The organism is Roseovarius pacificus (assembly GCF_900142665.1).
Classification (GTDB): Bacteria; Pseudomonadota; Alphaproteobacteria; order Rhodobacterales; family Rhodobacteraceae; genus Roseovarius; species Roseovarius pacificus.
Window position 1 is genome coordinate 1 of sequence record NZ_FRBR01000010.1, and the last position, 25,983, is coordinate 25,983.

Consider the following 25,983-nt stretch of genomic DNA (forward strand, 5'->3'; position numbering starts at 1 on the left):
GCGCCTCAGCGCCGCCGGTGAAGGGGTATCTACTGCTTCACCCCAAACCCCGCAACCCCTTTTTACACACAACGTCACATTTTTTTTGAAAAACCATATAACCGTTTAATTTCAATAAGATAGACGTGTCGATTTTTGCCGAGCCTACTCAAGGCGTCCGTTTCGCGCTACATTCCAGCCGTTTCAGCCCCTACATCTTGAGTTATCCACAAGCTTATCCCCAATTTCCACCAGACTCACCGGCGAAACCTGCCCTCCAATCGCGAGTCACTCGGTGAATCAGACGCAAAAATTCGCCTCCGAATCCCACGGGCCAGCGAACCGGGCCTTGCCCGAAACGGCCCTCACATGGCGAAGACTCCGCCAAAACCCGCCCCTCGCGCCGTTTCTCTCTGGCTTAAATTCTCATCAGGTGCCGTATCAGGCCGCCTGTTTTCGCCGCACCGGGCGAACACGCAGGGCCAGAAGCTGCACAATCGCCGCAAGATACAGGATCGGTTCCATCTGAAAGCCCTTTACCAGCCACAGAAAGTGTATCCCGCCCAGAACGGCCACGGCATAAGTCAGCCGATGCAGTTTGCGCCATCGCGCACCCAGACGTCGAACCGACCACCCGTTCGAGGTCATCGCCAGCGGTATCATCAATGCAAAGGCCAGCATCCCGACCGTGATATAGGGGCGCTTGAGGATATCCGCCCAGATCAGCGCCGGGATCTGCACGTCCAGCACCAGCCAGACCAACAGATGAAGCGTGACAAAGAAAAATGCCATCAGCCCAAGGGCACGCCGGAACTTCAGCAGGTTGATCCCTGCGAACCGGCGCAACGGAGTGATACACAGCCCGGCAATGATAAGCTGCAACGCGATCTCCCCCAGTTCGTGTTCGAGCGCCTTGATCGGCTCGACACCCAGACCGCCTGTCGCGCCCAGATAGAAAAGCCACAGCGCCTGAACCAGACCCAGCACATAAAGCACTGCCGCGGGCACCTTCCGGGCCAGACGGTTCAGGCGATCGGCAATCATCAGAAGAACCGTTTCAGATCCATGCCGTCATACAGCCCGGCCACCTCGTCGCCATAGCCGTTGAACATCAGCGTCTCGACCCGTGGCGAGAAAAGCCCGCCGCCGATCCGGCGCTCGGTCGCCTGAGACCAACGCGGATGATCGACCTGCGGGTTCACGTTGCCGTAGAAACCATACTCGTCCGGGTTGGCCTTGTTCCAGCTGGTCGGGGGTTCCTTGTCGGTCAGAGTGACCCGGACCACCGACTTGATGGATTTGAACCCGTACTTCCACGGCACCACCAGACGCAACGGCGCGCCGTTCTGCTTGGGGATGTCCCGGCCATAAATACCGGTGGCCATGATCGTCAGGGGATGCATCGCCTCGTCCAGACGCAGGCCCTCGACATAGGGCCAGTCCAGAACCGGATAGCGCGTGCCGGGCATCTCGTCCTTGCGCAGCACGGTTTCGAACGCCACGTATTTCGCACCTGCCTGCACGCCTGCCATGTCCAGCAGATCGGCCAGTTCGAATCCGTTCCACGGCACCACCATCGACCATGCCTCGACACAACGAAGACGGTACAGGCGCTCCTCGATGGTCATCTTCGACATGATGTCGTCAAAGGCATAATCGCCGGGACGCTCCACCAGACCGTCGATACGAACGGTCCACGGGTCGATTTTCAGCCGCCGGGCGTTCTTGTAGGGATCGTCCTTGCCTGTGCCGAACTCATAATAGTTGTTGTAGCTGGTGATCTCTTCCCAGCTGTTGGGCTCCATACCCTCGGCGCGGGCCTGTCCGCCGATACCCGCCAGCCCCAGGCCCGCCGCCGCACCGGCCATCCATTGACGGCGGTTCATGAATACCTGTTCCGGTGTCACGTCGCGTTCGGTCAGGTCGTTTGTCCAGCGGTTGGCCATGGTGTCTCTCCTTCACGTCCTGACACCTTATATAGAGACACCACCCAAGCCGTCACGAGGACACAGGCGCACGTCTCGTCACATTGGCGTGCCTGCATTGTAACTTGGCCGGGTCTTGTTGAACGGAACCGAACTTCCATCGGCCTGCACGATCCGTACATGCCGCCGCCGCATCAGGCGCGGCTCGGTGACGCCGACGGAATGCGCGACGGTCTCGACCTCTCCGATCACGGATTTGGCGTAATTCGCAACCTTCAGATATTTGTCCTCGACCACCAGACCGCCCTGAAGGCGCGGATCATGGGTGGTTATGCCCGTGGGGCAGGTATTGCGGTTGCACTTGAGCGCCTGGATGCAGCCGAGCGAAAACATGAACCCGCGCGCCGAGGTCACGAAATCCGCACCTGCACACAGTGCCCAGGCCACATCGGACGGGTTGACCAGCTTGCCGCTGGCGATGATCCGGATGCGATCCTTCAAACCATGACGATCCCGCAAATCGACCATGCGGGGCAGCGCCTCGCGGATGGGCATGCCGACAAGGTCGATCAGGGGCATCGGCGCGGCGCCTGTCCCGCCCTCGCCGCCATCGACGCAGATGAAATCCGGTGCGCAATCGTCTTCCCGCAGATTGATCATCTCGAAAAACTCGATCCAGGCATCGGACGATCCGATCACCGTCTTGAAGCCCACGGGCTTGCCCGTAACCGTCCGGATATGGGCAATCATGTTCAGCAGATCGTCAAAACCGTCGATCTCGCGATGGCGGTTCGGGGAAATACTGTCCTCGCCCTCGGGAATCCCGCGTATTTCCGCAATCTCGGCATTCACCTTTGCGCCGGGCAAAATACCGCCCTTGCCCGGTTTGGCCCCCTGCGCCAGCTTCAGCTCGAACATCTTCACATGCGGGTTCGCCCCCACATCGCGCAGCCTTTCGTCATCGAGGTTCCCCTCGGCATCGCGCACACCGTATTTCGCCGTACCGATCTGATAGACGATATCGCACCCCCCCTTCAGGTGAAAAGGAGACAGACCGCCCTCGCCGGTGTTCAGCCAAATTCCCGCCCTGGCCGCCCCGCGGCTCAGCGCCTCAATCGCCGGGCGCGAAATCGCGCCATAGCTCATGCCGGAGATATTGAAGATCGACTTTGCCCGGTACGGCACGGCCGCCGTCGGCCCGATCACCATCGGCTCGGTCGTGGCGCACTGATCGTCCAGCGGTGGAAAACAAGCGTTGACGAAAATCGGCGTTCCGGGGATCGACAGGTTCCGGGTCGAGCCGAAGGCCACCGTGTTCCCCTTGCCCTTGCCCGCATGATACACCCAGTCGCGCTGCGCCCGGTTGAACGGCATTTCTTCTCGGTCCATGGCAAAGAAATACTGCCGGAAAAACTCGCCCAGTTTGGTGAACAACCCCCGGAACCGCCCGATCACCGGATAGTTGCGGCGAATCGCATCGCCGGCCTGCGTCTTGTCCAGGATGTAAAAGGCCACGATCAGCGCAACGCCAAACCCAAGCACCAGAACGAATATGAGGGCCAGAACTTCAAGGGCATGTACTGCGTAACTCATTTAACCGTCTCTTCCGTGTTGATATGGGTCAAGGGAGGATGCACTCTTGCAACATACACTGCGCCTTTGCCGACAGTGCCACAACCCGAAACCACGCCTCGAAAGGACGCCGGAATGAAATTCATCACCCTCACCGCCGCCATCGCCCTGACCGCCGCAGCCGCATCCGCACAAGACATGGTGACCTATACCACCGACCAGGCCTTCGAAGACGTGGCATTCGGCCTGGAAACGGCAATCGTCAATCAGGGACTGGTCATCGACCATGTCAGCCATGTGGGCGAAATGCTGGAACGCACCCGTGCCGATGTCGGTTCGGATGTGGTCCTGTTCACACAGGCCGACGCCTACAGTTTCTGCTCGGCCATGCTGTCGCGCGAAGTGATGGAGGCCGACCCGATGAACATCGCCTTCTGCCCCTACAGCATCTTCGTCGCTGAGCGGGCCGACACCCCCGGCGAGGTCATCGTCGGCTACCGCGCCTTCCCCGAGGGCGAAATGCAAAAGGTGCAATCGCTGCTCGACGGAATCGCCCGCGCGGCAATCGGCGAGAAATAGATCATATCCACAGTCCGGGACGGGAACCGCGCAGCCTCAGGGCCGCGCGGTTTTCATTTCTTGTGAACCACCACGATCTGGTCGCGCCGCCCTTTCAGAAAGCGGACCGGCTCGATGATACTCCCCGATATGTCCTGCGCGACCGCGTTGAACTCTGCCGAGAGTTCGGGATCGGTGTGGCGAAACTCCCCATCCTCCAGCCAGCCACGAAACAGCGCGGCAGTCTTGGTGATATCGGGCAGTTCCAGCTCACCGGGCTGCCGACGCAGGCTTTCGATCACATAAAGGCCGCCGGACTCCATCCGCGGGAACACCTCCAGAAACGCATTCTGCTGGTGATGGCTGGCGTGGCTGGCATCGTCGATCACGATGGTCGGTGCCGGGTTGATGGACTCGGCAGCGGCGGCAATCTGTTCGCGATCCGCCATATCGCATTGATGAAACGTGAAACGATCATCCCTGAACCACGACACATCCGCTATATCCAACCCGTGCACATGAGCCTTGGGGAAATACTCCAGCCACATCCGAATTGACGGAACCATGCTCGGGTCCTGGTCCATCTCTTCGATTTGTTCGGGCGATGCGTTCAGAATTCCCATTTCCAGAACGCTGATCTTGCGCTGACGATAAGGATGGAACAGCATCTGATACAGTTCGGTATACCGATGCCTGGACGCTCCTTTGTCGGTCCCGTACCGGTCCGCCAGATCGCTCAGGTTTACGCCGCCTTTTCCCGTGGACTTGCGCGGCGCGGTCTTGGTGTTGGCCAGAATTTCCGCCTCTTTAAGAACCTCTTTTCCCTTGCGGGCCATGACGGGGGCGGCATCGCAATCGACCTTGTGCTTCTTCAAGGCACGATCCATCCAGCTGTCGGGCTCGGGCATCCCGCCGATATCCGCCAGGAACTCGCGCACGCGACGGCCATAGAAGTGCACCGAGTAGGTATTCTCGCTCAGCATCTCCTCGATTGCAGCCAGCCCTTGCGTGCGCATCAACAACCGGCGATCCCGGAAACTGACCGGATACAACCCGTCGATCGGGAAGGCATATTTATCCTCTCCGGTCTTTTGCAGATAATGCGTGACAGCCTGCGGGCCCCAAACGCCCCACGGCATGTCGCTGACATGAACGGGGTTGCCTTGGTCCTTCAGTTTTTGCAGGCGTTTCTTTTCGCGGTCCGAATACCATTCGGGGATGCCAAACTCGTCTTCGGTCATTTCCAGAAGCTGACCCAGTGCATCGCTGTCGGGCGGCAGGCCAAGCACCCCGCCATTGATATGTGCATCCGATTCCCAGCCAAAGAAATGGCCCGTCGCGGTTTCGAACGGCTTGACGCAATAGGCATCCAGATCGGCCCAGATCATCCGGTCATTCTGCTTCAGCAGGTGATAGCGAAAAACATCTGAAAACAGCGCAAAACTGCCGGTGCGCCCATGCTGGATGAAACGGTCGATCTTCAGAACGCTGTCACCATGAATCAGTTCGACACCGGCGGGCACGTTCTGCACGTCCTTGTAGTGATAAAGCTTCACATGATGCCCCGCATCAAGGAAGGACTGTGCACACAACACTTCGACATAGCTCAGCGGGCCTTCGACCCACAGCATTCCGATCTCGTAATCGCAACCCATCTGCACCCTCATTCACGTCGCACCCTTTACGGGCGTTTTATCCATTGCCCCAAAGCCTTACGAGCCGGTTATACGCCGCGCAATCCTTTCTTGTCGCAACCCGTCACCACACATCAACCTGACGCGGTTGCGCCACAATACTCAGACCTGTCCGGGCTCGATCAGGGTTATATCCGGATTGGCGCGAATGTCGTCGATATCACGCTCATACATCCGGGTCAGATGCGCGCGCTCGGACGGTGTCCACGGGTCGAAAACCCCATTCTCGGCACTCTTGGGAAACTGCTCCTGTATTTCGACCCGGCGACTCAACGCATAATCGGCGCCGTGCCGATAGATTAGCTTGAGAACCTCCTCTACCGCCCGCCCCGAAGCAGTCGGGCGCCTGTTCTTGTCGGCAGGCGGCTCAAGCAGCTCAAGATCGAAGTCCGGTCCACAGAGATTGGCAAAGACCTGTTTTTCCAGCGCCCTGTAATCCTCGTATTTCCAGACATTAATCCTGGCCTCGGGAAAATTCTCCCCGACAGTCAGGATAAGCTTATACCAACTGGGCATATGCTCCAGAACACGAATTTTCATTTCGGAAACATCCAGAAAATTCTGACTGGTCGAGGAACGAAGAAACTCGACATATGCTGCCGAAAAGAAATCCGCGTAATTACGCACCGCCAGATGCACTTCCGCAACCGGAAACGGAAATTGCTGCGCAAATGTGCGAAGCAATCTGTTCCGCCAGCGATAAAGCAGGCCACGTTTCACGCAATGTCCGCAATGCCCCGCCATATTCTCATCGGAAATGATGATTCTCGCCCCCGCACCGGAAAGAACTTCTTCGAAATACTTTTCGGATATCTCCTTCAGTTCTTCTTCGCTGTACTTGATCTCAAAATTGAGACCAAGTTGCTGATATACATGAAACTGGCAGGGAACGGTCAGCTTCTTTCGCGTATCGCGATGATGAACATATGTAATACCATGCCGCTGAAGTTTCTTTTTGTTGCGGTTCAGGGTCGATTGGATATGGGTCGATGCTGTTTTGTGAAACCCCCCATGCAGAATGAAGTGCGGTTTCGGGCTCATCCCACGGCAAGCCCCGACGCCAGCTGCTTAAGACTGACAGGCTTCTCACCTGGCCGATTGATCGTCTGCAACACTTCGTGCAGGGCAACCCACTCTTCATGCTCTTTCAGCGCAGCAATCTTGGCGCGATGCCAATCGCAGGCTTCGGTATGCAGGCGGGCTATCTCAGGGTCACTCAACAGTTCATCATACACCTTGCGGGTCCGCGCAACGGTGGGCACCAGCGATTTATCCTCTTCCATGTTCAGATTCATATCGGCCCAATAGGCAATACCCTGATCGTCTTTGACATGGTTCGTGCGCCCCCGATCACGCTTGACCAGAAAGCTGTCGACCGAACGTACGGCATAATGATGCAGGCGTGCATGATCGTGGCGAAACCCCGACCGGGCCGACCAGCCTGTCGCGAAATACTTGTCCGGCATCGGCTGCCCGCCCGCATCGGTCCACACGAATCCCTCGGGGCGGCCCTGAAACTTGGGGCGGTGCACCCCGATCCTGGTTATCGCATCAGACGGGCGGAACAGGGTTTTCAGGCCAAGCGCTCTGAATTTTCCGCGGAAATCCTCTTGCGCACCCCATGTGAACTGCTCGGTCACGAACCGGTCTTCATAGGCCACCTGATTCCCGCAGCCGAAAATCTTCCAGCACAACGAAATCGCATCCGCCCCGCCGACCGCCTCGAACAGATCGTCCAGGGTTCCGCCTCCGGCGCGCACATTCAGGAATTCGTCGCAGTCCGAGCAAATGATCCAGTCGGTCTCGTCATATATCTTTTCGCGGCGGACCCGGCGCAGAGCCGCACGCTGCGGGCTGGCGCCTTTCTTGAACTGGTTGTCGACATGCTGCACCACGCCAAGCTCTTCCAGGCGCATTGCAATCCTGTCCGTGCCGTCGGCGCAATGATTGGTGTAGATCAGGAAATCGGTAAACCCGATGGCCCGGTGATAGGCCACCCATTCCAGCATGAACGGCCCTTCGTTCTTCATCGTGGTCACAATGGTGCGGCGTTCGTTCCGGCGCGATCCCTGCGGTCGTATGGCGGGGGCGCTCACCTCGGTGATATCCACAGACGACCCGGCGGTTTCCGCCGCATCGCCCTCTTCGCCCCACTCCTTTGCCGCCTCGGCCTCTTGCGCCTCTTCCTGTTTTATCTGGCGTATCCGGCGACGGAACAACGCGGTCACATGCTCAGCCCGCTCGTTACGCCCCTTGCTTTCGTAATATGAACTCAGCGCACCACGGAACCACGGCAGATTCCGACGCCCACGATACAGCCGGTAAAACTCCAGCTCGGTCAGGTCGCCAAAAATCGCCTCGTGCATCACCGGTTTCAGCGCATCTATCTTGCGCAGGAAAACGGCTGTCTTGTGGTTCGAATAACGGCAATTGAAAATATGCACGTTGTCCCCGCCAAAGCGATCCACATGCGCCTGGTCCAGTTCGTGATAGGGATCATAGAAAATATTGACCCGTTCGAACCCGCCGGTCAGCGCCGCCGCATCCGACAGGGGCAGGGTCCAGTCCTGCCGCCGCCCGTTTTCATAGCGCGTCTCCCACGGCACCAGCGCCTCGTCCAGTGTGCTTTGCGGGTTGATCGCCACCGCATGCGCCCCCGGCACAAGCGACCCGAACACGATCGAGGCAAACCCGCCCATCGACACACCGGCAAAAACCACCCGGTCATACCCGTCGAAAAACCCATCAGCGGCCAGCTTCTGCATCCGCCCGATCAAAACCGGATCGCGGTACCAGTCACTGACATGCGCCATGATGCCCAGATGGCTGATATTGCTGTCCTGCGCGAACTTGAACGCCCAGGGCTCGCGCTCCAGCGATGTGTCGCCCACATTCGACAGGTTGTCGAAACTCACCAGCAAACGGTTCACCGGGCGCCTGACGAACATCAGACTGTGACGCAATTGCTTTTCGATGAACCCTTCGCCATGCCCACCGGGGCGAAGCTGGTCCAGCCAGCGCGGCAATGCCTGGCCTTGTTCTTTTGCGGGAGACTGCTCTGCCATAACCTGAATACTTGTTCTTATCGTTGCATGCGCCAACCCGAATGGCGCGGCACCGCACACCGGGGGCGCTACCGCCGCCGACTATACAGGCGCGCCATAAAGCGGCGCAACCGCCTGTGTGCAATTGCAGGCATTGCGCAGCCAACCTGTCACTTCGGTGCAAGACACGAAAAACCCCGCAGAAGCCGGGGCTTCCGCGGGGCCTGATTTCAGCAGCCGTCAGTCCGGCTTAATGCACGACCGCATCTTGCGGCGGCTGACGGTCCGAGGTGCCGACACGATCGCCGATCAAAAGACCCTCGGCCCCGGCAGAGACCGGAACGGTATCCCCGTCCCTGATCTCACCGGCCAGCAATGCCTCGGCCAGCGGGTCCTGCAACGCCTTCTGGATCACCCGCTTGAGCGGACGCGCGCCATAGACCGGATCATAGCCCTGATCGGCCAGCCATGTACGGGCGCCGTCATCCAGCTCCAGCGCGATCTTGCGGCTGGCCAGCCGCTTGAGCAACCGGGCCATCTGGATATCCACGATCCCGTCCATCTGATCGCGTGTCAGGCGATCGAAGATCACGATCTCGTCCAGACGGTTCAGGAACTCGGGCCGGAAATGCGACCGCACCGCATCCATCACGTCGCGCTTGGCATCGCTGGCATCGGCGCCCTCGGGCATCTGGCTCAGGGCCTGAGACCCAAGGTTCGACGTCAGGATGATCAGCGTCTGCTTGAAGTCCACGGTCCGGCCCTGCCCGTCGGTCAGAACACCGTCGTCCAGAACCTGCAACAGCACGTTGAACACCTCGGGATGGGCCTTTTCGACCTCGTCGAACAGCACCACCTGATAGGGACGGCGACGCACGGCTTCGGTCAGAACGCCGCCCTCGTCATACCCCACATAGCCCGGAGGCGCGCCGATCAGGCGGGCAACCGAATGCTTTTCCATGAACTCCGACATGTCGATACGCACCATCGCGCCATCATCGTCGAACAGGAACTCGGCCACCGCCTTGGTCAGTTCGGTCTTACCCACACCCGTCGGCCCAAGGAACAGGAACGACCCGAGCGGACGGCTCTCGTCGTTCAGGCCCGCACGCGCCCGGCGCACGGCATTGGCCACGGCCTTGACGGCCTGATCCTGCCCGATCACCCGGCGATGCAGGTTGTCCTCCATGCCAAGCAGCTTCTCGCGTTCGCCTTCCAGCATCTTGGCCGTCGGGATACCCGTCCAGCGTTCGACCACCTGGGCGATCTGTTCGGGGCGCACGGCCTCTTCGACCATCACGCCTTCGTCCTCGGCCTGCTCGGCCTCGGCCAACTGCTTTTCAAGCTGCGGGATCACACCGTAAGACAACTCGCCCGCGCGGGCCAGGTTGCCCTCGCGCTTGGCGTGGTCCAGTTCGATCCGCGCCTTGTCGAGCTGCTCTTTCAGATCGCGCGCACCGGCCAGCTTGTCGCGTTCGGCCTGCCATTGCGCGGTCATCTCGCTGGATTTCTCCTGCAACTCGGCCAGTTCCTTTTCCAGCTTCTCCAGCCGGTCCTTGCTGGCGGCGTCATCCTCCTTGCGCAGGGCTTCGGCCTCGATCTGCTTTTGCAGGATATCGCGGTCCAGCGCGTCCAGTTCCTCGGGCTTGCTGTCCACTTCCATGCGCAGACGGCTGGCGGCCTCGTCCATCAGGTCGATGGCCTTGTCGGGCAGGAAACGGTCCGTGATATAGCGGTGGCTCAGCGTGGCCGCCGTCACCAGCGCGCTGTCGGAAATCCGCACACCGTGGTGCAACTCGTACTTTTCCTTGATCCCGCGCAGGATCGAGATCGTATCCTCGACCGTCGGCTCCTCGACCACGAGCGGCTGGAACCGACGCGCCAGCGCAGCGTCCTTTTCGACGTGCTTGCGGTACTCGTCCAGCGTGGTCGCACCGATACAGTGCAACTCGCCACGCGCCAGCGCGGGCTTGATCAGGTTGGCGGCATCCATCGCGCCGTCGGCCTTGCCGGCCCCGACCAGCGTGTGCATCTCGTCGATGAACAGGATGATTTCACCCGCCGCGGCGGTCACCTCGTTCAGGATCGCCTTCAGGCGCTCCTCGAACTCGCCGCGATATTTCGCACCGGCAATCAGCGCCCCCATGTCCAGCGCCAGCAACCGCTTGTTGCGCAGGCTTTCGGGCACGTCGCCATTGACGATCCGCAGCGCCAGCCCTTCGGCAATCGCGGTTTTACCCACGCCCGGCTCACCGATCAGAACGGGGTTGTTCTTGGTGCGGCGGCTCAGAATCTGCATCGCGCGGCGAATTTCGTCGTCACGCCCGATGATTGGGTCGATCTTGCCTTCCTCGGCGGCCTTGGTCAGGTCGTGCGCATATTTTTCCAGCGCCTCATAGGTATCCTCGGCACTGGCGCTGTCCGCCGTGCGGCCCTTGCGCAGGTCGTTGATCGCCTCGTTCAGCTTCTGCGCGGTGATCGCGCCTTGCTCGAGCGCATCCTTGGCAGGGGATTTGACGATGGCCAGGGCGGTCAGAATCCGCTCGACCGGCACGAAACTGTCCCCGGCCTTGTCGGCCAGTTTCTCGGCCTCGGCCAGAACCTTGCCGGTCTGCTGGTCCATATAGGTCTGCCCGGCATCGCCCGACACCTGCGGGATTTTCCCCAGTGCCAGGTCGACCGCCTGCCTGACGCGCGCCGGATCGCCGCCCGCCCGCTTGATCAGGTTGCTGGCCAGCCCCTCGGCATCGTCCATCAAGGCTTTCAAAAGATGTTCGGGGGCCAGTTTCTGATGGCTTTCCCGCATCGCGATGGTCTGCGCAGCCTGAATGAATCCACGCGACCGCTCCGTGAACTTGTTCAAGTCCATGGGTGTTCTCCTTTGTCACAAGCGTTACCCCGTTTGCGCACCCTGTATAAGGCATACGGCTTTCGGGAACCTCGCAATCTGATGTGGGCAGTGGCCTCATGCTGTTCAAGGTCGGGAACGGCAAAACTTGCCGCTAAATGCCCCGCCAAAGATATCGCCCCGTGACACCGGGGGAATGTTGCCGCCGCGTTCACCTGTTCCTCACGGCGAATCCTTGTATTGTCCCCCCGGTAACGAGTGGACCGGTCATCATGCGCATTCAGAACGTCAGGGTCGTCGGCCTGACCCACCTTCCCCATATGGAAACCTACCGCGCAACCCTTCAGTTGCTGACGGACAGGGGCGGCATAACCCTGAACTGCAAGGCCCGCCTCGGCGAAAACGCCCCACGGCCCGATATCCTGCGGACACTGCTCGAGGACGCCATAAGCCAACTCGGACGCATGCCCGAAGTCCGCACCGGACGGCAAACCGTCGAACTGGCCGAAAATGCGCTGCACTCCGAACTGAACGAGGCTTGACGCAGCCCCCCTCCACCGCGACAAGGGCCTGACTTCGACACACTGCAACAAGGTTCAGCCCCATGTCCGATGACCGCCTGATCGTCGCCCTCGATCTGCCCAACGCCCTGCAAGCCCTCAAGCTGACCGAAGTGCTGGGCAATGACGTGTCGTTCTACAAGATCGGCCTCGGCATGCTGACCGGCGGCGGGCTGGCGCTGGCCAACGAACTCAAGCAGGAACACGGCAAACGCATCTTTCTGGACATGAAACTGTTCGACATCGGCGCCACGGTGGAAAACGCCGTGCGCGGGCTCGCGCAGTTCGGGCTGGATTTCCTGACGGTGCATGGCGATCCCCATGTCGTGCGCGCCGCCAAACAAGGCGCGGCAGGCAGCCAGACCAAGATCCTGGCGGTCACCATCCTGACATCGCTGGACCGCTCCGATCTGGACGCCAGCCTGATCCGCGCCGGCGACATCCCCGATCTGGTGGCCGAACGCGCCGCCCGCGCGTTCGAGGCCGGGGCCGATGGCGTCATCGCCTCACCGCAAGAGGCCGCCATGATCCGCGCCCTCCCCGAAGCCAGAGACCGCCTGATCGTCACCCCCGGCGTGCGTCCCGCAGGCGCGGCGCTCGGCGATCAGAAACGTGTCGCCACCCCGGCACAGGCCGTTGCCGACGGGGCCGATCACATCGTGGTGGGCCGCCCGGTCTGGTCCGCCGCCGATCCCCGTGCCGCCACCCGCGCAATCCTCGAGGAATTGAACGGCTGAACGCGGGTTTGGCACTTTTTCCCACATGGCCCTTGACCTTCCCGTGACTGGAACCTCTATCTGACACTCAGAAAGGGGATCGCCATGTCACGTCACACACTCCGAATCGAGGTCGAAGGCCTCTCTTGCGCCGGATGCGCGGGCCGGGCGGAACGCGCGCTGCAATCCGTTCCCGGCGTCAGCGACGTGTCCGTCAATTTCGCCAATGGCTCGGCGCAGATGATCGCCGATGGCGCAGATCTGGCGCAGATCACCCAAGCCTTGCAGGCCGCCAACTATCCGGCGCGCGAGGCCACGACGACCCTCACCGTTACCGGCATGACCTGCGCCTCCTGCACGGGCCGGGTGGAGCGCACCCTGACCGGCCAGCCCGGCGTGCTGAACGCCTCGGTCAACCTCGCCTCGGAAACCGCGACCGTGCGCTACCTGCCCGGCGCGACCGATCCCGCGCAACTGGCCCGCGCCGTCACCGAATCCGGCTATCCCACCCGCCCATCCGAAGACACCGATCAAAACGATCAATCCGCCCGCCGTCAGGCCGAAATCGACCATGCCCGCCGCATGACCCTGATCGCCATGGCGCTGGCCCTGCCGGTGTTCGTCCTCGAAATGGGCAGCCACACGATCCCCGGCTTTGCCGATCTGATTCAGGGCACCATCGGGCGCACCACGTCATGGGTGATCCAGTTCGCCCTGACCACGCTCGCCCTGATCTGGCCGGGGCGCGAATTCTTCACCAAAGGCGTCCCCGCCCTGTTGCGCGGCGCACCGGACATGAACAGCCTCGTCGCGCTTGGCACCAGCGCCGCATGGGGCTTTTCCACCATCGCCCTGTTCGCCCCCGCGCTTCTGCCGCAAGGCACCCGCGCCGTCTATTTCGAAGCCGCCGCCGTGATCGTCGCGCTGATCCTTCTCGGCCGCTGGCTCGAAGCCCGCGCCAAGGGTCGCACCGGGGCCGCGATCCAGAAACTGATCGGCCTTCAGGCCCACACCGCCCGCGTCGAACGCAAGGGCGAGATCACCGAGATCCCGATTGATGAGGTCGGCGTCGGCGATACCCTCCACGTCCGCCCCGGTGAAAAGATCGCGGTCGACGGTGACGTCACCGGCGGCACCTCCTATGTCGATGAAAGCATGATCTCGGGCGAGCCCGTCCCGGTCGAAAAGGCCACGGGCGACACCGTGATCGGCGGCACCATCAACGGCGAAGGCGCATTGACCTTCCGCGCCACCAAGGTGGGCCGCGACACCATGCTGGCGCAGATCATCTCGATGGTCGAAGAGGCGCAGGGCGCCAAGCTGCCGATCCAGTCGCTGGCCGACAAGGTGGTGCGCATCTTCGTGCCCACCGTGATCGCCGTCGCGCTTGTCACCATCGCCGCATGGCTGGCCTTCGGCCCCGACCCGGCGCTGACCTTCGCCCTTGTGGCGGGCGTGTCCGTTCTGATCATCGCCTGCCCCTGCGCCATGGGTCTGGCCACGCCCACCTCGATCATGGTGGGCACGGGCCGCGCCGCCGAACAGGGCGTTTTGTTCCGCAAGGGCGACGCCCTGCAAAGCCTCGACGAGGCCCGCGTTATCGCCTTCGACAAAACCGGCACCCTGACCGAGGGCCACCCGCGCCTGACCCGCATCAGCACCACGAACGGCCATGAAGAAAACGACACGCTCCGCCTTGTCGCCGCCGTCGAAGGGCAATCCGAACACCCCATCGCCCGCGCGATCGAGACCGCCGCACAGGACCGCGGCCTGACAGTGCCCAGGCCCGAAAGCTTCAAGGCGATCAGCGGCTTTGGCCTCAGCGCCCGTGTCGACGGGCATGACCTGCTGGTCGGGGCCACCCGCCTGATGGAACGCGAAGGCATCGACACCGCCCCCCTGGCCGATACGCTGGCCGAAATGGGCGCGCGCGGCGAAACCCCGGTATTCGCCGCCATCGACGGGCAACTGGCCGCGCTTCTGGCCGTGGCCGACCCGGTCAAGGACAGCAGCCGCGCGGTAATCGACGCGCTGCATGCCCGTGGCCTGAAAACCGCGATGATCACCGGCGACACCCGCGCCACCGCACAGGCCATCGCCGCCGACCTCGGCATCGACCATATCGAGGCCGAAGTCCTGCCCGACGGCAAGGTGAACGCCATCAAGGCCCTGCGCGATGCGTTCGGGCCGGTGGCCTTCGTCGGCGACGGCATCAACGACGCCCCCGCCCTGGCCGAGGCCGATATCGGGCTGGCCGTGGGCAGCGGCACGGATGTGGCCATCGATTCCGCCGATGTCGTCCTGATCTCGGGCGATCTGTCGGGGGTGGTGAACGCCGCGCACCTGTCGCGCGCCACCCTGCGCAATATCCGGCAAAACCTGTTCTGGGCCTTCGCCTACAACACCGCGCTGATCCCGGTGGCCGCCGGTGTGCTTTATCCGCTGACCGGCACGATGCTCTCGCCGATGCTGGCCGCCGGGGCCATGGCGCTCAGTTCGGTGTTCGTGCTGTCCAACGCCCTGCGCCTGCGCCGCGTCAAACCCGCGATGGAAAGGGCCGCAGCATGAATATCTCGGACGTCGCCAAACGCACCGGCCTGCCCCCCAAGACCATCCGCTATTACGAGGATATCGGCCTGATCCGGCCCGCACGCGATACCAACGGATACCGCAGGTTTCAGGAAACCGACGCGCACAAGCTGGCCTTTCTGGGCCGCGCCCGCGCGCTTGGCTTTTCCATCGAGGATTGCCGCACCCTTCTGGCGCTCTACGAAGACGAAACCCGCGCCAGCGCCGATGTGAAACGCGTGGCGCAGGATCACCTGAAACAGATCGAGGACAAGCTGGCACAGCTCGAATCCATGCGCGATACGCTGACCCATCTGGTTCACGAATGCGCGGGCGATTCCCGCCCCGATTGCCCGATCCTCAAGGATCTGGCCAGGGAATAGACAAGGCTGCGTCGCGGCTCACAACTCCCGTCCGGCCTTTATCTCGCCCCACCGCATGACGGCATTGGCCCCGATACAGGCAAACGGCTCGGGCGGCAGACGCCTGGGCGCATCCTGCGCCATCACCTCATCCAGCAGTTCGGAACGCTCTCCCGATGCCAGTTCCGCCATCAGCATCCCGTGCAGCGTGCCCTTGGCGGTGCCCAGCCCGTTCTGGCAACAGGCTGAATACAGCCCCTCGTCGACTTCACCCAGGGCCGGCACATTGTTCCAGCTCAGGCACAGCCGCCCGCCCCAGCGATACTCCATCCCGATCCCTTGAAGGGCGGGAAACCGCGCGGCAAAGGATCGGTCGTGATCCCGCGCCATGCGGGCAACGCGCCCCTCGCTGACCTGCATCGACGGGTCATAGGTAAACCGGTTGCGCACCACGATCCGATCGCCGCCAGTGCCCGAAATCCGCCGCACGGTCGATCCCATCGGATCGGCGGGCGTGACGCCCCACCGCGCAGCGCCCCCCAGCTTGCGGCACTCCTCCGGCGTCAAGGCACGGGTCATCGAGGCATAGAGATGAACATGCATCAAACGCCCCCTGAACTGATCGAAGCTGTTGGCATGACCGTTCACGCCAAAAATCACCCTGGGCGCCGTCACCGATCCCTTTGCCGTGCGCGCGGTCCAATCGCCCTGACGATTCAATTCCGTCACCGGCGAATTCTCGAACACGCTCACGCGCCCGGATTTCAGCCCGCCGGCCACGCTCCGCACGAACAAGGCGGGCTGGATCATCACCGCACCGGGGGTAAACAGCCCGCTTTGATAATACGCGCTGCCGGTCATCTCGCGCATTTGCGTGGCATCCAGCATCTCACAGGACTCGCCCATGTTCGCCAGATGCGCGGCATAATCCATGTTGTGCTTGTGGCCACGCTCGGACGCGGCGGCGTTGGTCTTGCCCGATGGGTTGAACGCCTCCCGGCTCAGGCCGAACTCCCCGGCCATCCCGGCGGCAAAGGCGATACCGGCACGATTGGCCCTCGCTTCAACCCGGTCGCTTTCCATCTGGCCGCCATACCCGTCCGAGGTCAGGTGATGCGGCAAATCTATCATGAACCCCGAATTGCGCCCTGCAGGCCCCTCGCCCACGCGACGGGCCTCCAGCAGAACGATCCGCGCACCGGGATGCAACTGCGCCAGACGCCGGGTCGCGGCCAGCCCCGCGAACCCCGCCCCGATCACCAGCCAATCGGCTGTGATGTGCTCCTCCAGAACCTCGGGCGCACCTGCCGCGGGCAGGATCTCGTTCCAGCCCGCAGGGCCGGTATCGACGGGAAGACGTCTGACTTTCATGGCATACCCTTCCTCTGGCCGCGCCGAACCTCAGTACTCCTGGTTCAGGGCATCCGCCGCAGGGATTTCACGCTCGCGCCGGGCGATGTAGTCGCGCAGCGCCTCGTCCACACCCGCCTCCAGCTTCGGCTCTTCATAGGCGTTCAGCAGATCGCGCGTATAGGCCAGCGCCCGCTCGTTCACATCCAGCCCGCCCTCGGTCTGCCATTGCTCGATCGAGTTGTTGTCGAACAGGTCCGGCATGAAGAACGCCCGCTGGAAATTCTCCAGCGTATGCGGATGCCCAAGATAATGCCCGCCGGGGCCGATATCCGCCACAGCCGCCACCGCCTCGTCGAAATCGTCCCAGCGGACACCCTCGGCCATGCGATACGCCATCGCGCATTGTTCCGCATCGACCACGAATTTCGCCATGCTGCAATGCATCCCGGCCTCGTTCCAGCCAGCCGCGTGCCACATGTAGTTGGTGCCCGCCATCTGCAACGCCATCAACGTGCTGGCGCTTTCATACCCCGCCTGCGCATCGAATGTCTTGGCCCCGCCCAGATTGGCCGAGGATCGCCACGGCACACCGTAATACCGCGCCATCTGGCCGATCATCATGTTCATCAGGCCGATCTCGGGCGTGCCCGCCATCGGGGCGCCGGATTTCATGCTGACGGTCGACAGGTAATGCCCATAGATCGCCGGAGCCCCCTTGCGGATCACCTGCGTATAGGCCAGCGCACTCAGCGCCTCGGCGTTCAGCTGCGCCACCGCCGGGGCCACGCTGGCCGGGGTGTTCGCACCGCCCAGAACGAAGGGGCTGCACAGCACCGGCTGGTTGCGGCGGCAAAACGCCCGCATCGCGCCCAGCATGGTTTCGTCCCACACCAGCGGGCTGTTGCCGTTGCAGTTGCCGGTGACCACGGGGTGATCCTCAAGATAATCCGCCCCGAACAGGATCGCGCACATGTCCAGAACGTCCTCGGCGTTCCTGGGGCTGGTGGTCATGCCCATGAACGTCTTGTCGGAATGCTTCATCGACGAATAGGTGATGCGCAAATGCCGCTGGCTGATCGGGTGGTCGTAAGGCTCCACGATATGGTGTGCGCTGGAATGCAGCGCAGGCAGCATATGCGCCAGCTTGTGGAAATTCGCCAGATCCTCCAGCGTCGGATTGCGCCGCACGTCATCCAGATCGCGCAGGAACGGCGCGCCGGTCATCGGGACGAAAATCGCATGATCGCGCCCGAACGGCAGGTTATTTTGCGGATTGCGCGCATGATAGGTGAAGGTCTCGGGGATCGTTTTGATCAACTCGCGCACCAACCCGCGATCCAGGAACACCGTCTCGTCCATCACCCTGGCGCCCATCCTGCGCCAGTCGTCCAGAGCAATCGGATCGCGGAACACCACGCCGACATTTTCAAGGATATGCATGCTGGCCGCATCCAGCCGCTCGATCTGCTCCGCATCCATCGGCTCGGTCAGCGGCAGCTTGCGCTTCAAGGCGGGCAGCATCGTGAAGTCACGCGCCTGACGGGCCGTCTTGCGGGCACCACGGCCCCGCCGGGCCGGTTTTTCGGTCGTCGCGATCATGTCTTGCCATCCATGCTGTCGGATATTGTGTCGAGCAGGCCCGGCAGACCGTCAAAGGCCCCCTGCGCCGCCAGACCCTCGACCATTTGCAGGTTCAGGGTCTTGGGCGAGGCCAGCGCCATCTTCTCGTCGTGCAACTCGCCCGCACGATCCCGCGACAACCCGTTCAGGACACCGGCGACAAGGTTGCTGACATAAACCTCCGCCGCCTCCGGCGCGCCGGTTTTCCCGGCCAGCCATTCCGCCCCCTGCTCCAGCAGGCCGAGGGCCGCGGCCACCATCGTTGAGGCCGCAAAATGGTGGTTCAGCGCCGCCTCGTCGGCCTGCGGCAACACCGGGTTGTCCGCGCCGAACAACGCCTGCACCACCGACGGATCGCCCGCCACCGGCAAGGGACAGCCGCTATGCTCGATGAACCCATAGGGGATCGTCACCGATATATCGGACACCGGCGCACAGGCGGCTGCGATCTCGGCCATCGGCACACCGGCCATGACCGAAACGATCCGCTGATCGGCGCGAAACGTCAGGTCACGCACAACATCGGCCCAGACCGCCGGGCGCAGGCACAGGAACACGATCTCGCTGTCAGACACCACCTCGGCGTTTTCAGCCACGGCGATCCCCAGCCCGCTGGCCGCCAGATCGGCAGACACGGCTTCGCTGCGGCGCGAGACGGTCACCTCATGCCCCGCACGGGCCAGCGCACGCGCCATCGGCGCGGCGATATGGCCGGTGCCCAGAAATCCGACCCGGCTCATCCCACGTTGTCCCCGTCGGCGGGATCGGTCAGGTCGATCCAGATGGTTTTCAACTCGGTGAACTGGTCATGCGCCTGCACACCGTTATCGCGCCCGCCGAAACCCGATTGCTTGTAGCCGCCGAACGGCGTGCTGATATCACCCTCGCCATAGCAGTTGACCGTCACGGTGCCCGCCCGGATATCGCGCGCCGCCCGGATGGCGCGGCGGGTATTGGCGGTGAACACACTCGCGGTCAGACCGTATTCCGTGTCGTTGGCCAGTTCGATCGCCTCTTCCGCACTGGCCACCTCGATCACGCACAGAACGGGGCCAAAGATTTCCTCCCGCGCGCGAGGATCGTCCTTCTTCACCTCGTAAACCGTCGGCGGCACGAATGCGCCCTCGGCCTTGCCACCGGCCAGCGCCTTGCCCTTCAGATACCCGGCCACCTTCCTGCAATGCTCGCTGTCCACCAGCGCGCCCAGATGGTTCTGCGGGTCCAGCGGATCACCGGTTTTCCAGTCCCGCAGGCGGGCCAGAATCCGCTCCATCAACGGCTCTTTCACGGCCTTGTGGACGATCAGCCGACTGTTCGCGCTGCAATTCTCGCCCATGTTCCAGAACGCGGCATTCACCACATGCCCGGCCACATGATCGAGGTTCTCGGCATCCTCGAACACCACCGCCGGGTTCTTGCCGCCGCATTCCAGCGTGACCTTTTTCAGGTTGCTGTCCGCCGAATAGCGCAGGAAGCGTTTGCCGGTCTCGGTCGAGCCGGTAAAGCTGACCATATCCACCCCCGGATGCAGGCCCAAAGGCGCGCCCACGCCCGGCCCATCGCCGGGCAGCACCTGCAACACGCCGCGCGGCACACCGGCCATATGCGCGATCTCGGCCAGACGCAGGGCGGTCAGGCTGGTCTGCTCCGCAGGCTTCACGATCACCGAATTGCCCGCCGCCAGCGCCGGGGCGATCTTCCACGCCATCATCAGCAGCGGAAAGTTCCACGGCAGCACGGCGGCGACAACGCCCAGCGGTTCGCGCACGATCATGCTGATCGCATCGTCCCCCGACGGCCCGACCTGATCGTAGATCTTGTCGATCAGCTCGGCATGCCACTTGATCGTGTGGATCACCTCGGGAATGTCCACCGTTTCGCAATCGCGGATCGGCTTGCCGCTGTCCAGACTCTCCATCACCGCCAGCTCATGACGGCGCCGCGTGATCAGCTTGCAGAACCGGATCAGCACATCCTTGCGCTCCGACGGGTGCAGCCTTGACCATGTCCCGCGTTCGAACGCCTCACGCGCCTTGTCCACGGCGAAATCCACATCCGAGTGGTTGGCGGTGCTGACCCGCGTCAGAACCGCGCCAGTGGCGGGGTTGACGGTGTCCATGTCCGGCCCGTTGCCACGGCGAAACTTGCCATCCACATAGGGCGCGGCGGGCAGGTCCAGATCGGCGGCGATGGCCCGGTATTCCTCGACAGTCAGCAACTCGCTCATTTGCCCTCTCCCGTGATGGCCGCGATGGCGGTGTTCATGGTGCGCACGACCTCTTCCAGTTCGCGCTTGTCGTCCTTGTTCAGCGGATGCAGCGGCTTGCGCGGCGGCCCGGCGGGAATGCCGCGCATGGTCACCCCATGCTTGATGCACTGGATGAATTTCCCGCCCTGCTCCAGCACGCGCATCAGCGGCATCATCGCCGACATGATCGCACGCCCCCTGGTGAAATCGCCCTCGACGACACAGGCCCGATACAGCGCCACATGCGCCTCGGGGGCAAAGTTCGACCCGGCACAGACCCAGCCGCGCGCCCCCCAGGCGAAGAATTCCAGCGCCTGATCGTCCATGCCGCACAGCAGCCCCAGATGCGGGTAATCGCGCGCGATCATGTGCAGGCGGTTGATGTCGCCGTTGCTTTCCTTGATGCCGCAGAAATTCGGCGAGCGCCCCAGCCGGTCGAGGCAGTCCTCATCCATGTTCACACCCATCCGGCCCGGATAGTTATACAGCATCACCGGCAGGTTCGCCGCCCGGTCCACCGCCAGCGCATGCAGGGCGATCTCGCGCCCCGTCGGCACCGAATAGGGCGGCGTCGCCACCAGGATCGCGTCCGCCCCCAGCTCTCTGGCGGCTTTGGCGTATTCGATGCTGTCCTCGGTGCGCAACGCCCCGGTGCCCACCACCAGGGGCACGCGCCCCCCGATCAGCCCATGCACCTCGCGCATCAACGCCATGCGCTCGTCCATCGTCTGGGCATAATATTCCCCGGTGGTCCCGGCCACGACGATCCCGTTCACCCCTCCGTCGATCAGCACCTCCACCGTGTCCGCCAACGCCTCGTAGTTGGTGGAAAAATCATCGTGCATCGGGGTGACGATGGGGGTCCATATCCCTTCAAAGCGCATGTCTGTGGTCCTTCATCGAAATCACGTCCAGCGGCAGCGGATCGGGCGTCACGAACCGTTCCAGCCGGTCGCGCGACAGCGCCCAGTGATCCAGCGTGATCTCCGCCGCCAGTGCCGGCTCTTGCTTCTTGATCGCGACGATCAACTGATCGTGCTGATCGCAGGCCTTGCTCACCCGCAGTTTTTCATCGGCCGAGGCCGGGCGGTAAAAGGTCTGGCTCAGCCGCGTGTGGTCGATCAGCATCCGCTTGAGACTGGGCAGCAGATAAGGGTTATGCGCCATCTCGCCGATTTGCAGATGAAACCGATGGTTCAGCAAGGATGCCTCGTGCGGGTTGCGCGCCTGCGTGGCGTGGCGAAACCCGTCCTGTATCTCCTGCAACACATTCAGCTCGTCGCTGCGCCGGTTCTCTGCCGCCAGGCGCGAGATATTGGCATAGACCACCGGCGCGGTCTGGAAAAAGGTGCGCATCACCTGAAGGTCCATGGATTCCACCTTGGCCCCGCGGTTCTGCTCCAGCCGCAGATAGCCCTCCCCGTGCAGGCGCTGGAACACCTCGCGCATCGGCGTGCGCGAAATCCCGTAGGCCTCGCACAATGCCGCTTCGTCCAGATCGCTGCCGGGCGCGATATCCTGCGTCAGGATTCGCATCCGCAAATCTTCGAGACAGTGGGATTTCTTGTCCTTGGCCATGATGCCTCCTTGCTGCATACTTTGTGTATACATTTTGTATTTATGTCCAGATATTTCTGCCACGCATAAAAAAACCCCGCCGGGCCAAGGGACGGCCGGGCGGGGTAAATCGCTGATTGTGATCAGGTTTTATCGGTTACGGGTCATGCAGCCTTCTTGCCGGGCTTAAAATCCGCAACCTGGGCGGCAGGCATCAGCGCGCCGTGCAAGGCGCTGATCGAAGCCGCCAGCGATTCGCGTGAAACAACGAACTGCACATCGACCGAACGCGTCGTCTGATGTGCGGCCAACACCTCGACATCCGCCGCGCCCAGCGCCTTCAGGCCCTCGCCCAGCACGTTCAGCCCGGTCAGGTCGCGCCCGATCACCGCCGCGATCGCCAGCGGTTGCAGGGTCAGTTCGGCACTGGGATAGACCTTGTTCAGATCGGCCTCGACCTTGCGCAGCGCGCGCAGGGGGGCATCCACGTAATGCGTGATCGTGTTGGCGTTCGAAGTCTTGGATACGATCCGGATTCCATGCCGTGTCAGCACCTCGAGAATCCGGGCATCATAGCCTTTGACCCCCACCATGTCCTGTTCGAACAACTCCAGCGCATGCACCTTCAGGCCGGTCACGATCTCGGCGCCCGGCGTTTCGGCGGGCTGATCGTCGATCAGCGTGCCGGGATCGTGCGGCTCGAACGCGTTGGTCACACGCAAGGGCACATCGGCCTGGCGCAGCGTCTTGGCCGCCTTGGGGTGGATCGCCTCCATCCCCATGTTCGACAACTGGTCGGCCACGTCGTAATTCGTGTGCCCCAGCTTGCGCACCTCGCCCTCCACAAGGTTCGGGTCGGCGGACGACAGATGGAATTCCTTGTGAATGATCGCCTCGCGCGCACCGGTCAGCGCCGCGATCCGGCTGAACGTCACTTCGGAATAGCCCCGGTCGTATTCGGCCATCAGACCTTCGGCGCATTGCGCATAGCCGGTCACGATCGGCAGTTCCGCCGTCACGTCCACATCGGCCAGCGCATCCTCGATGCGCTCGTCCAGCGTCATCTCGCGCTCGTCGCGCCAGCCCGACAGATCGACGCACCGGGCATTGATGCCCGCACGACGCAGCGCCAGCGTGGCCACATGCGCCGAATGCGCCTCACCCAGCCCCGACAGCAATTCGCGCGTCAGCATCATATGCTGGCTCAGGCGGAAATGGCCGTAGGAGCACAACCGCTGCAAGTCGATCAGGCAGTTGCGCACCCCCTCGACCCGGTCACGCACGAAATCGTCCGCATCACTCAGATCGGCAGGGGTGTCCAACACCGCCTGATGCGCGGCGCGCATGCCATCGGACACCTTCGACAGCGCGTCCATCCAGCCGTGATCGTCCTCGTCATTGGCGAACCGGGCATAGACCCCGGCCTCGCCGCTTTTCTTGTGCTCCAGCAGCAGATTGGTGATACCGCCAAACGCCGACACGACGAAAACACGGTTATATGTCCCGGCCTCGGCATCGCGTTTGAACAGGTTGTCCACCAACTCGTCCAATCGCGACATCGAGGTGCCACCGATCTTTTCAACGGTATGATTTTCAAAAGTCATCTCAGTCCGATCCGGGGCTTGCCCCCGGAAAGCCTCTGGTTTTCAGGACACCTCTTCCGGCGCGGCGTAAGATCCGTCTTCACGGTGCACTTCGCGGCCGGTTACGGGCGGGTTGAACACACAGGCCATCACCAGTTCTTCTTCGGCGCGCAGGGTGTGGCGGTCATGCTCGTTCAGGGCATACATGGTGCCCGGCTTGATCTGATGGGTTTCGCCCGTCTTCAGATCGGTGATCGAGCCCTTGCCCTGCACACAGTACACGCTTTCGAAATGGTTCTTGTATTCGAACGTGTGCTCGCTCCCCGCTTCCAGGAAGGTGATGTGGAACGAAAACCCCATCCCGTCATCGGCCAGCAACATCCGCACGGATGTCCAGTTCGCGTCCGAAACCGAGTTCCCGGCCTTCACGACGTCATCGAAATCTCTCACGATCATTGTTGTTACTCCGCAGCGATCTTTGTGTTCACGGTTGCATCGCGGGCCGCATCCAGCAGGATGTTCAGACCCTTGCGCAATGTTTCCTCGGAAATGGTCAGCGGCGCCAGCACCTTGACCACCTCGTCATGGGCGCCCGATGTTTCGATGATCAGGCCCTTGTCGAACGCACGGGCACAGATATCGCCCGCCAACTCGCCCGAGCCCACATCGACACCCTGCATCATGCCACGGCCTTTCAGCCGCGCCTCGGGCAGGACATCGGCAATCGCCTGCAACCCGGCGGTCAGCAGCGCCGATTTGTGCTGCACATCCTTCTGGAACGTATCGTCGGCCCAGAACTTCTCCAGCGCGACGCGCCCGGTCACGAACGCATGGGTGTTGCCGCGGAAGGTGCCGTTATGCTCTGCTGGCCCCCAGATATCATGCTCGGGCTTGATCAGCAGCGCCGCGAACGGCAGGCCGAAGCCCGACAGCGATTTCGCCTGCGTGATCATGTCCGGCTCGATCCCGGCCTCTTCGAACCCGAAATAGGTGCCGGTACGGCCACAGCCCGACTGGATGTCATCGACGATCAGCAACGCGCCCAGCTTCTTCGCCAGACGGGCCACGCCCTGCATCCATTCGTTCGACGCGGCGTTCAGGCCGCCCTCGCCCTGCACGGGCTCGAAGATGAACGCGGCAGGCGCGTCGATCCCCGACGACGGGTTGTCGAGCAGCATCTCCATCTGCCCGAGCGTATCCACGCCGTCCCCGAACGCACCTTCGAACGGCATATGCGTCACATCGGCCAGCGATCCGCCACCGGCGCCCGCGCGTTTCCCGGCATTCCCGGTCAGCGACAGTGAGCCCATGGTCATGCCGTGGAACCCGTTGGTGAACGACACGATATTGCGCCGTCCGGTGACCTTGCGGGCCAGCTTCATCGCCGCTTCCACGGCGTTGGTGCCGGTCGGCCCGGTCATCATGATCTTGTAGTCCATGCCCCGCGGCGCAAGGATGTTGTCCTCATAGGCCTTCAGGAACTTCGCCTTTTCGGCGGTGAACATATCCAGCCCGTGGGCAATCCCGTCCGAGGCGATGTGTTCGACCAGCGCCTCTTTCATGTCCGGGTCGTTATGCCCGTAGTTGAGCGAGGAACACCCCGCCAGAAAGTCGATATAGGTGCGGCCCTGGGTGTCGGTCATTTCCGCACCCTTTGCCTTGGCGAATACCGTATCGAAGCTGCGGCAATAGCTGCGCGCTTCCGATTCACGGCGTGAAAAGATGGTTGTTTCGGCTGACGTGTCAGTCGACATGATAAATCCTCTGAGTCTGTGAGATTGAAGGCCGGCGCGCGA

General features: G+C 62.4%; 21 protein-coding genes. 5 read left to right on the forward strand and 16 right to left on the reverse strand.

Features of this window, described 5'->3' with window-relative positions:
* Positions 1-420: 420 nt before the first annotated feature.
* The 3 genes from msrQ to BUB53_RS15185 all read right to left on the reverse strand — a co-directional run bounded on the left by msrQ (position 421) and on the right by BUB53_RS15185 (position 3,497).
* Positions 421-1,023 (reverse strand): protein-methionine-sulfoxide reductase heme-binding subunit MsrQ, encoded by a 603-nt coding sequence (gene msrQ, locus BUB53_RS15175; protein WP_073035639.1) that lies wholly within the window; start codon positions 1,021-1,023, stop codon positions 421-423.
* Positions 1,023-1,925, reverse strand: coding sequence for a protein-methionine-sulfoxide reductase catalytic subunit MsrP (gene msrP, locus BUB53_RS15180; RefSeq protein ID WP_073035640.1), 903 nt, complete (start codon positions 1,923-1,925; stop codon positions 1,023-1,025). The genes msrQ and msrP overlap by 1 nt, the downstream gene beginning before the upstream one ends.
* Positions 1,926-2,003: 78 nt before the next feature.
* Positions 2,004-3,497 (reverse strand): FMN-binding glutamate synthase family protein, encoded by a 1,494-nt coding sequence (locus BUB53_RS15185; protein WP_073035641.1) that lies wholly within the window; start codon positions 3,495-3,497, stop codon positions 2,004-2,006.
* Between the two features lie 114 nt (positions 3,498-3,611).
* Between BUB53_RS15185 and BUB53_RS15190 the strand changes: the two genes are divergently transcribed.
* Entirely contained in the window at positions 3,612-4,055 is a 444-nt protein-coding gene (locus tag BUB53_RS15190; protein WP_073035642.1) for a DUF302 domain-containing protein, read from the forward strand.
* Positions 4,056-4,108: 53 nt separating this feature from the next.
* Here the strand turns inward: BUB53_RS15190 and BUB53_RS23220 are convergent, their stop codons facing one another.
* The 4 genes from BUB53_RS23220 to clpB form a co-directional block, all read right to left on the reverse strand.
* Positions 4,109-5,701 carry a hypothetical protein gene (locus tag BUB53_RS23220; RefSeq protein ID WP_229709565.1) on the reverse strand — a complete coding sequence of 531 codons (1,593 nt, stop codon included), beginning with the start codon at positions 5,699-5,701 and terminating at the stop codon, positions 4,109-4,111.
* A 129-nt stretch (positions 5,702-5,830) separates the two neighbouring features.
* A complete protein-coding gene (locus tag BUB53_RS15205) occupies positions 5,831-6,769 on the reverse strand; it encodes a hypothetical protein (RefSeq protein ID WP_073035643.1) in 939 nt (312 codons plus the stop codon).
* Positions 6,766-8,793 carry a glycosyltransferase family 2 protein gene (locus BUB53_RS15210; RefSeq protein WP_084729187.1) on the reverse strand — a complete coding sequence of 676 codons (2,028 nt, stop codon included), beginning with the start codon at positions 8,791-8,793 and terminating at the stop codon, positions 6,766-6,768. The genes BUB53_RS15205 and BUB53_RS15210 overlap by 4 nt, the downstream gene beginning before the upstream one ends.
* A 229-nt stretch (positions 8,794-9,022) precedes the next feature.
* The gene (clpB, locus tag BUB53_RS15215; protein WP_073035645.1) at positions 9,023-11,641 is read right to left on the reverse strand and encodes an ATP-dependent chaperone ClpB; all 2,619 of its coding nucleotides are present in this window, start codon (positions 11,639-11,641) and stop codon (positions 9,023-9,025) included.
* 251 nt (positions 11,642-11,892) lie between these two features.
* Here clpB and BUB53_RS15220 point away from each other — a divergent pair, with 251 nt between their 5' ends.
* The 4 genes from BUB53_RS15220 to cueR all read left to right on the forward strand — a co-directional run bounded on the left by BUB53_RS15220 (position 11,893) and on the right by cueR (position 15,847).
* Positions 11,893-12,162: a hypothetical protein gene (locus BUB53_RS15220; protein WP_073035646.1), complete on the forward strand. Its 270-nt coding sequence runs from the start codon at positions 11,893-11,895 to the stop codon at positions 12,160-12,162.
* A 62-nt stretch (positions 12,163-12,224) separates the two neighbouring features.
* The gene (gene pyrF, locus BUB53_RS15225; protein WP_073035647.1) at positions 12,225-12,917 is read left to right on the forward strand and encodes an orotidine-5'-phosphate decarboxylase; all 693 of its coding nucleotides are present in this window, start codon (positions 12,225-12,227) and stop codon (positions 12,915-12,917) included.
* Positions 12,918-13,001: 84 nt separating this feature from the next.
* Positions 13,002-15,464 (forward strand): heavy metal translocating P-type ATPase, encoded by a 2,463-nt coding sequence (locus tag BUB53_RS15230; RefSeq protein ID WP_073035648.1) that lies wholly within the window; start codon positions 13,002-13,004, stop codon positions 15,462-15,464.
* Positions 15,461-15,847, forward strand: a complete 387-nt coding sequence (cueR, locus tag BUB53_RS15235; RefSeq protein WP_073035649.1) for a Cu(I)-responsive transcriptional regulator — start codon at positions 15,461-15,463, stop codon at positions 15,845-15,847. The genes BUB53_RS15230 and cueR overlap by 4 nt, the downstream gene beginning before the upstream one ends.
* 18 nt (positions 15,848-15,865) lie before the next feature.
* On the opposite strand, the gene BUB53_RS15240 is transcribed toward cueR, so the two are convergent.
* From BUB53_RS15240 to ectB, 9 genes are all read right to left on the reverse strand, one after another.
* Positions 15,866-17,197, reverse strand: a complete 1,332-nt coding sequence (locus BUB53_RS15240; RefSeq protein ID WP_073035650.1) for an NAD(P)/FAD-dependent oxidoreductase — start codon at positions 17,195-17,197, stop codon at positions 15,866-15,868.
* A gap of 30 nt (positions 17,198-17,227) precedes the next feature.
* Positions 17,228-18,778, reverse strand: coding sequence for a trimethylamine methyltransferase family protein (locus BUB53_RS15245; protein WP_073035651.1), 1,551 nt, complete (start codon positions 18,776-18,778; stop codon positions 17,228-17,230).
* Positions 18,775-19,539 (reverse strand): NAD(P)-binding domain-containing protein, encoded by a 765-nt coding sequence (locus BUB53_RS15250; protein WP_073035652.1) that lies wholly within the window; start codon positions 19,537-19,539, stop codon positions 18,775-18,777. Before BUB53_RS15250 ends, BUB53_RS15245 begins: the two co-directional genes overlap by 4 nt.
* Complete coding sequence (locus BUB53_RS15255) at positions 19,536-21,026, reverse strand: aldehyde dehydrogenase (protein WP_073035653.1); 1,491 nt, start codon at positions 21,024-21,026, stop codon at positions 19,536-19,538. Before BUB53_RS15255 ends, BUB53_RS15250 begins: the two co-directional genes overlap by 4 nt.
* Positions 21,023-21,931 (reverse strand): dihydrodipicolinate synthase family protein, encoded by a 909-nt coding sequence (locus BUB53_RS15260; protein WP_073035654.1) that lies wholly within the window; start codon positions 21,929-21,931, stop codon positions 21,023-21,025. The genes BUB53_RS15255 and BUB53_RS15260 overlap by 4 nt, the downstream gene beginning before the upstream one ends.
* Positions 21,921-22,625: a GntR family transcriptional regulator gene (locus BUB53_RS15265; protein WP_073035806.1), complete on the reverse strand. Its 705-nt coding sequence runs from the start codon at positions 22,623-22,625 to the stop codon at positions 21,921-21,923. The genes BUB53_RS15260 and BUB53_RS15265 overlap by 11 nt, the downstream gene beginning before the upstream one ends.
* 143 nt (positions 22,626-22,768) lie before the next feature.
* Positions 22,769-24,208 (reverse strand): aspartate kinase, encoded by a 1,440-nt coding sequence (locus BUB53_RS15270; RefSeq protein WP_073035655.1) that lies wholly within the window; start codon positions 24,206-24,208, stop codon positions 22,769-22,771.
* Between the two features lie 42 nt (positions 24,209-24,250).
* The gene (locus tag BUB53_RS15275) at positions 24,251-24,643 is read right to left on the reverse strand and encodes an ectoine synthase (protein WP_073035656.1); all 393 of its coding nucleotides are present in this window, start codon (positions 24,641-24,643) and stop codon (positions 24,251-24,253) included.
* A gap of 5 nt (positions 24,644-24,648) precedes the next feature.
* The gene (gene ectB / locus BUB53_RS15280; RefSeq protein ID WP_073035657.1) at positions 24,649-25,941 is read right to left on the reverse strand and encodes a diaminobutyrate--2-oxoglutarate transaminase; all 1,293 of its coding nucleotides are present in this window, start codon (positions 25,939-25,941) and stop codon (positions 24,649-24,651) included.
* Positions 25,942-25,983 lie beyond the last annotated feature (42 nt).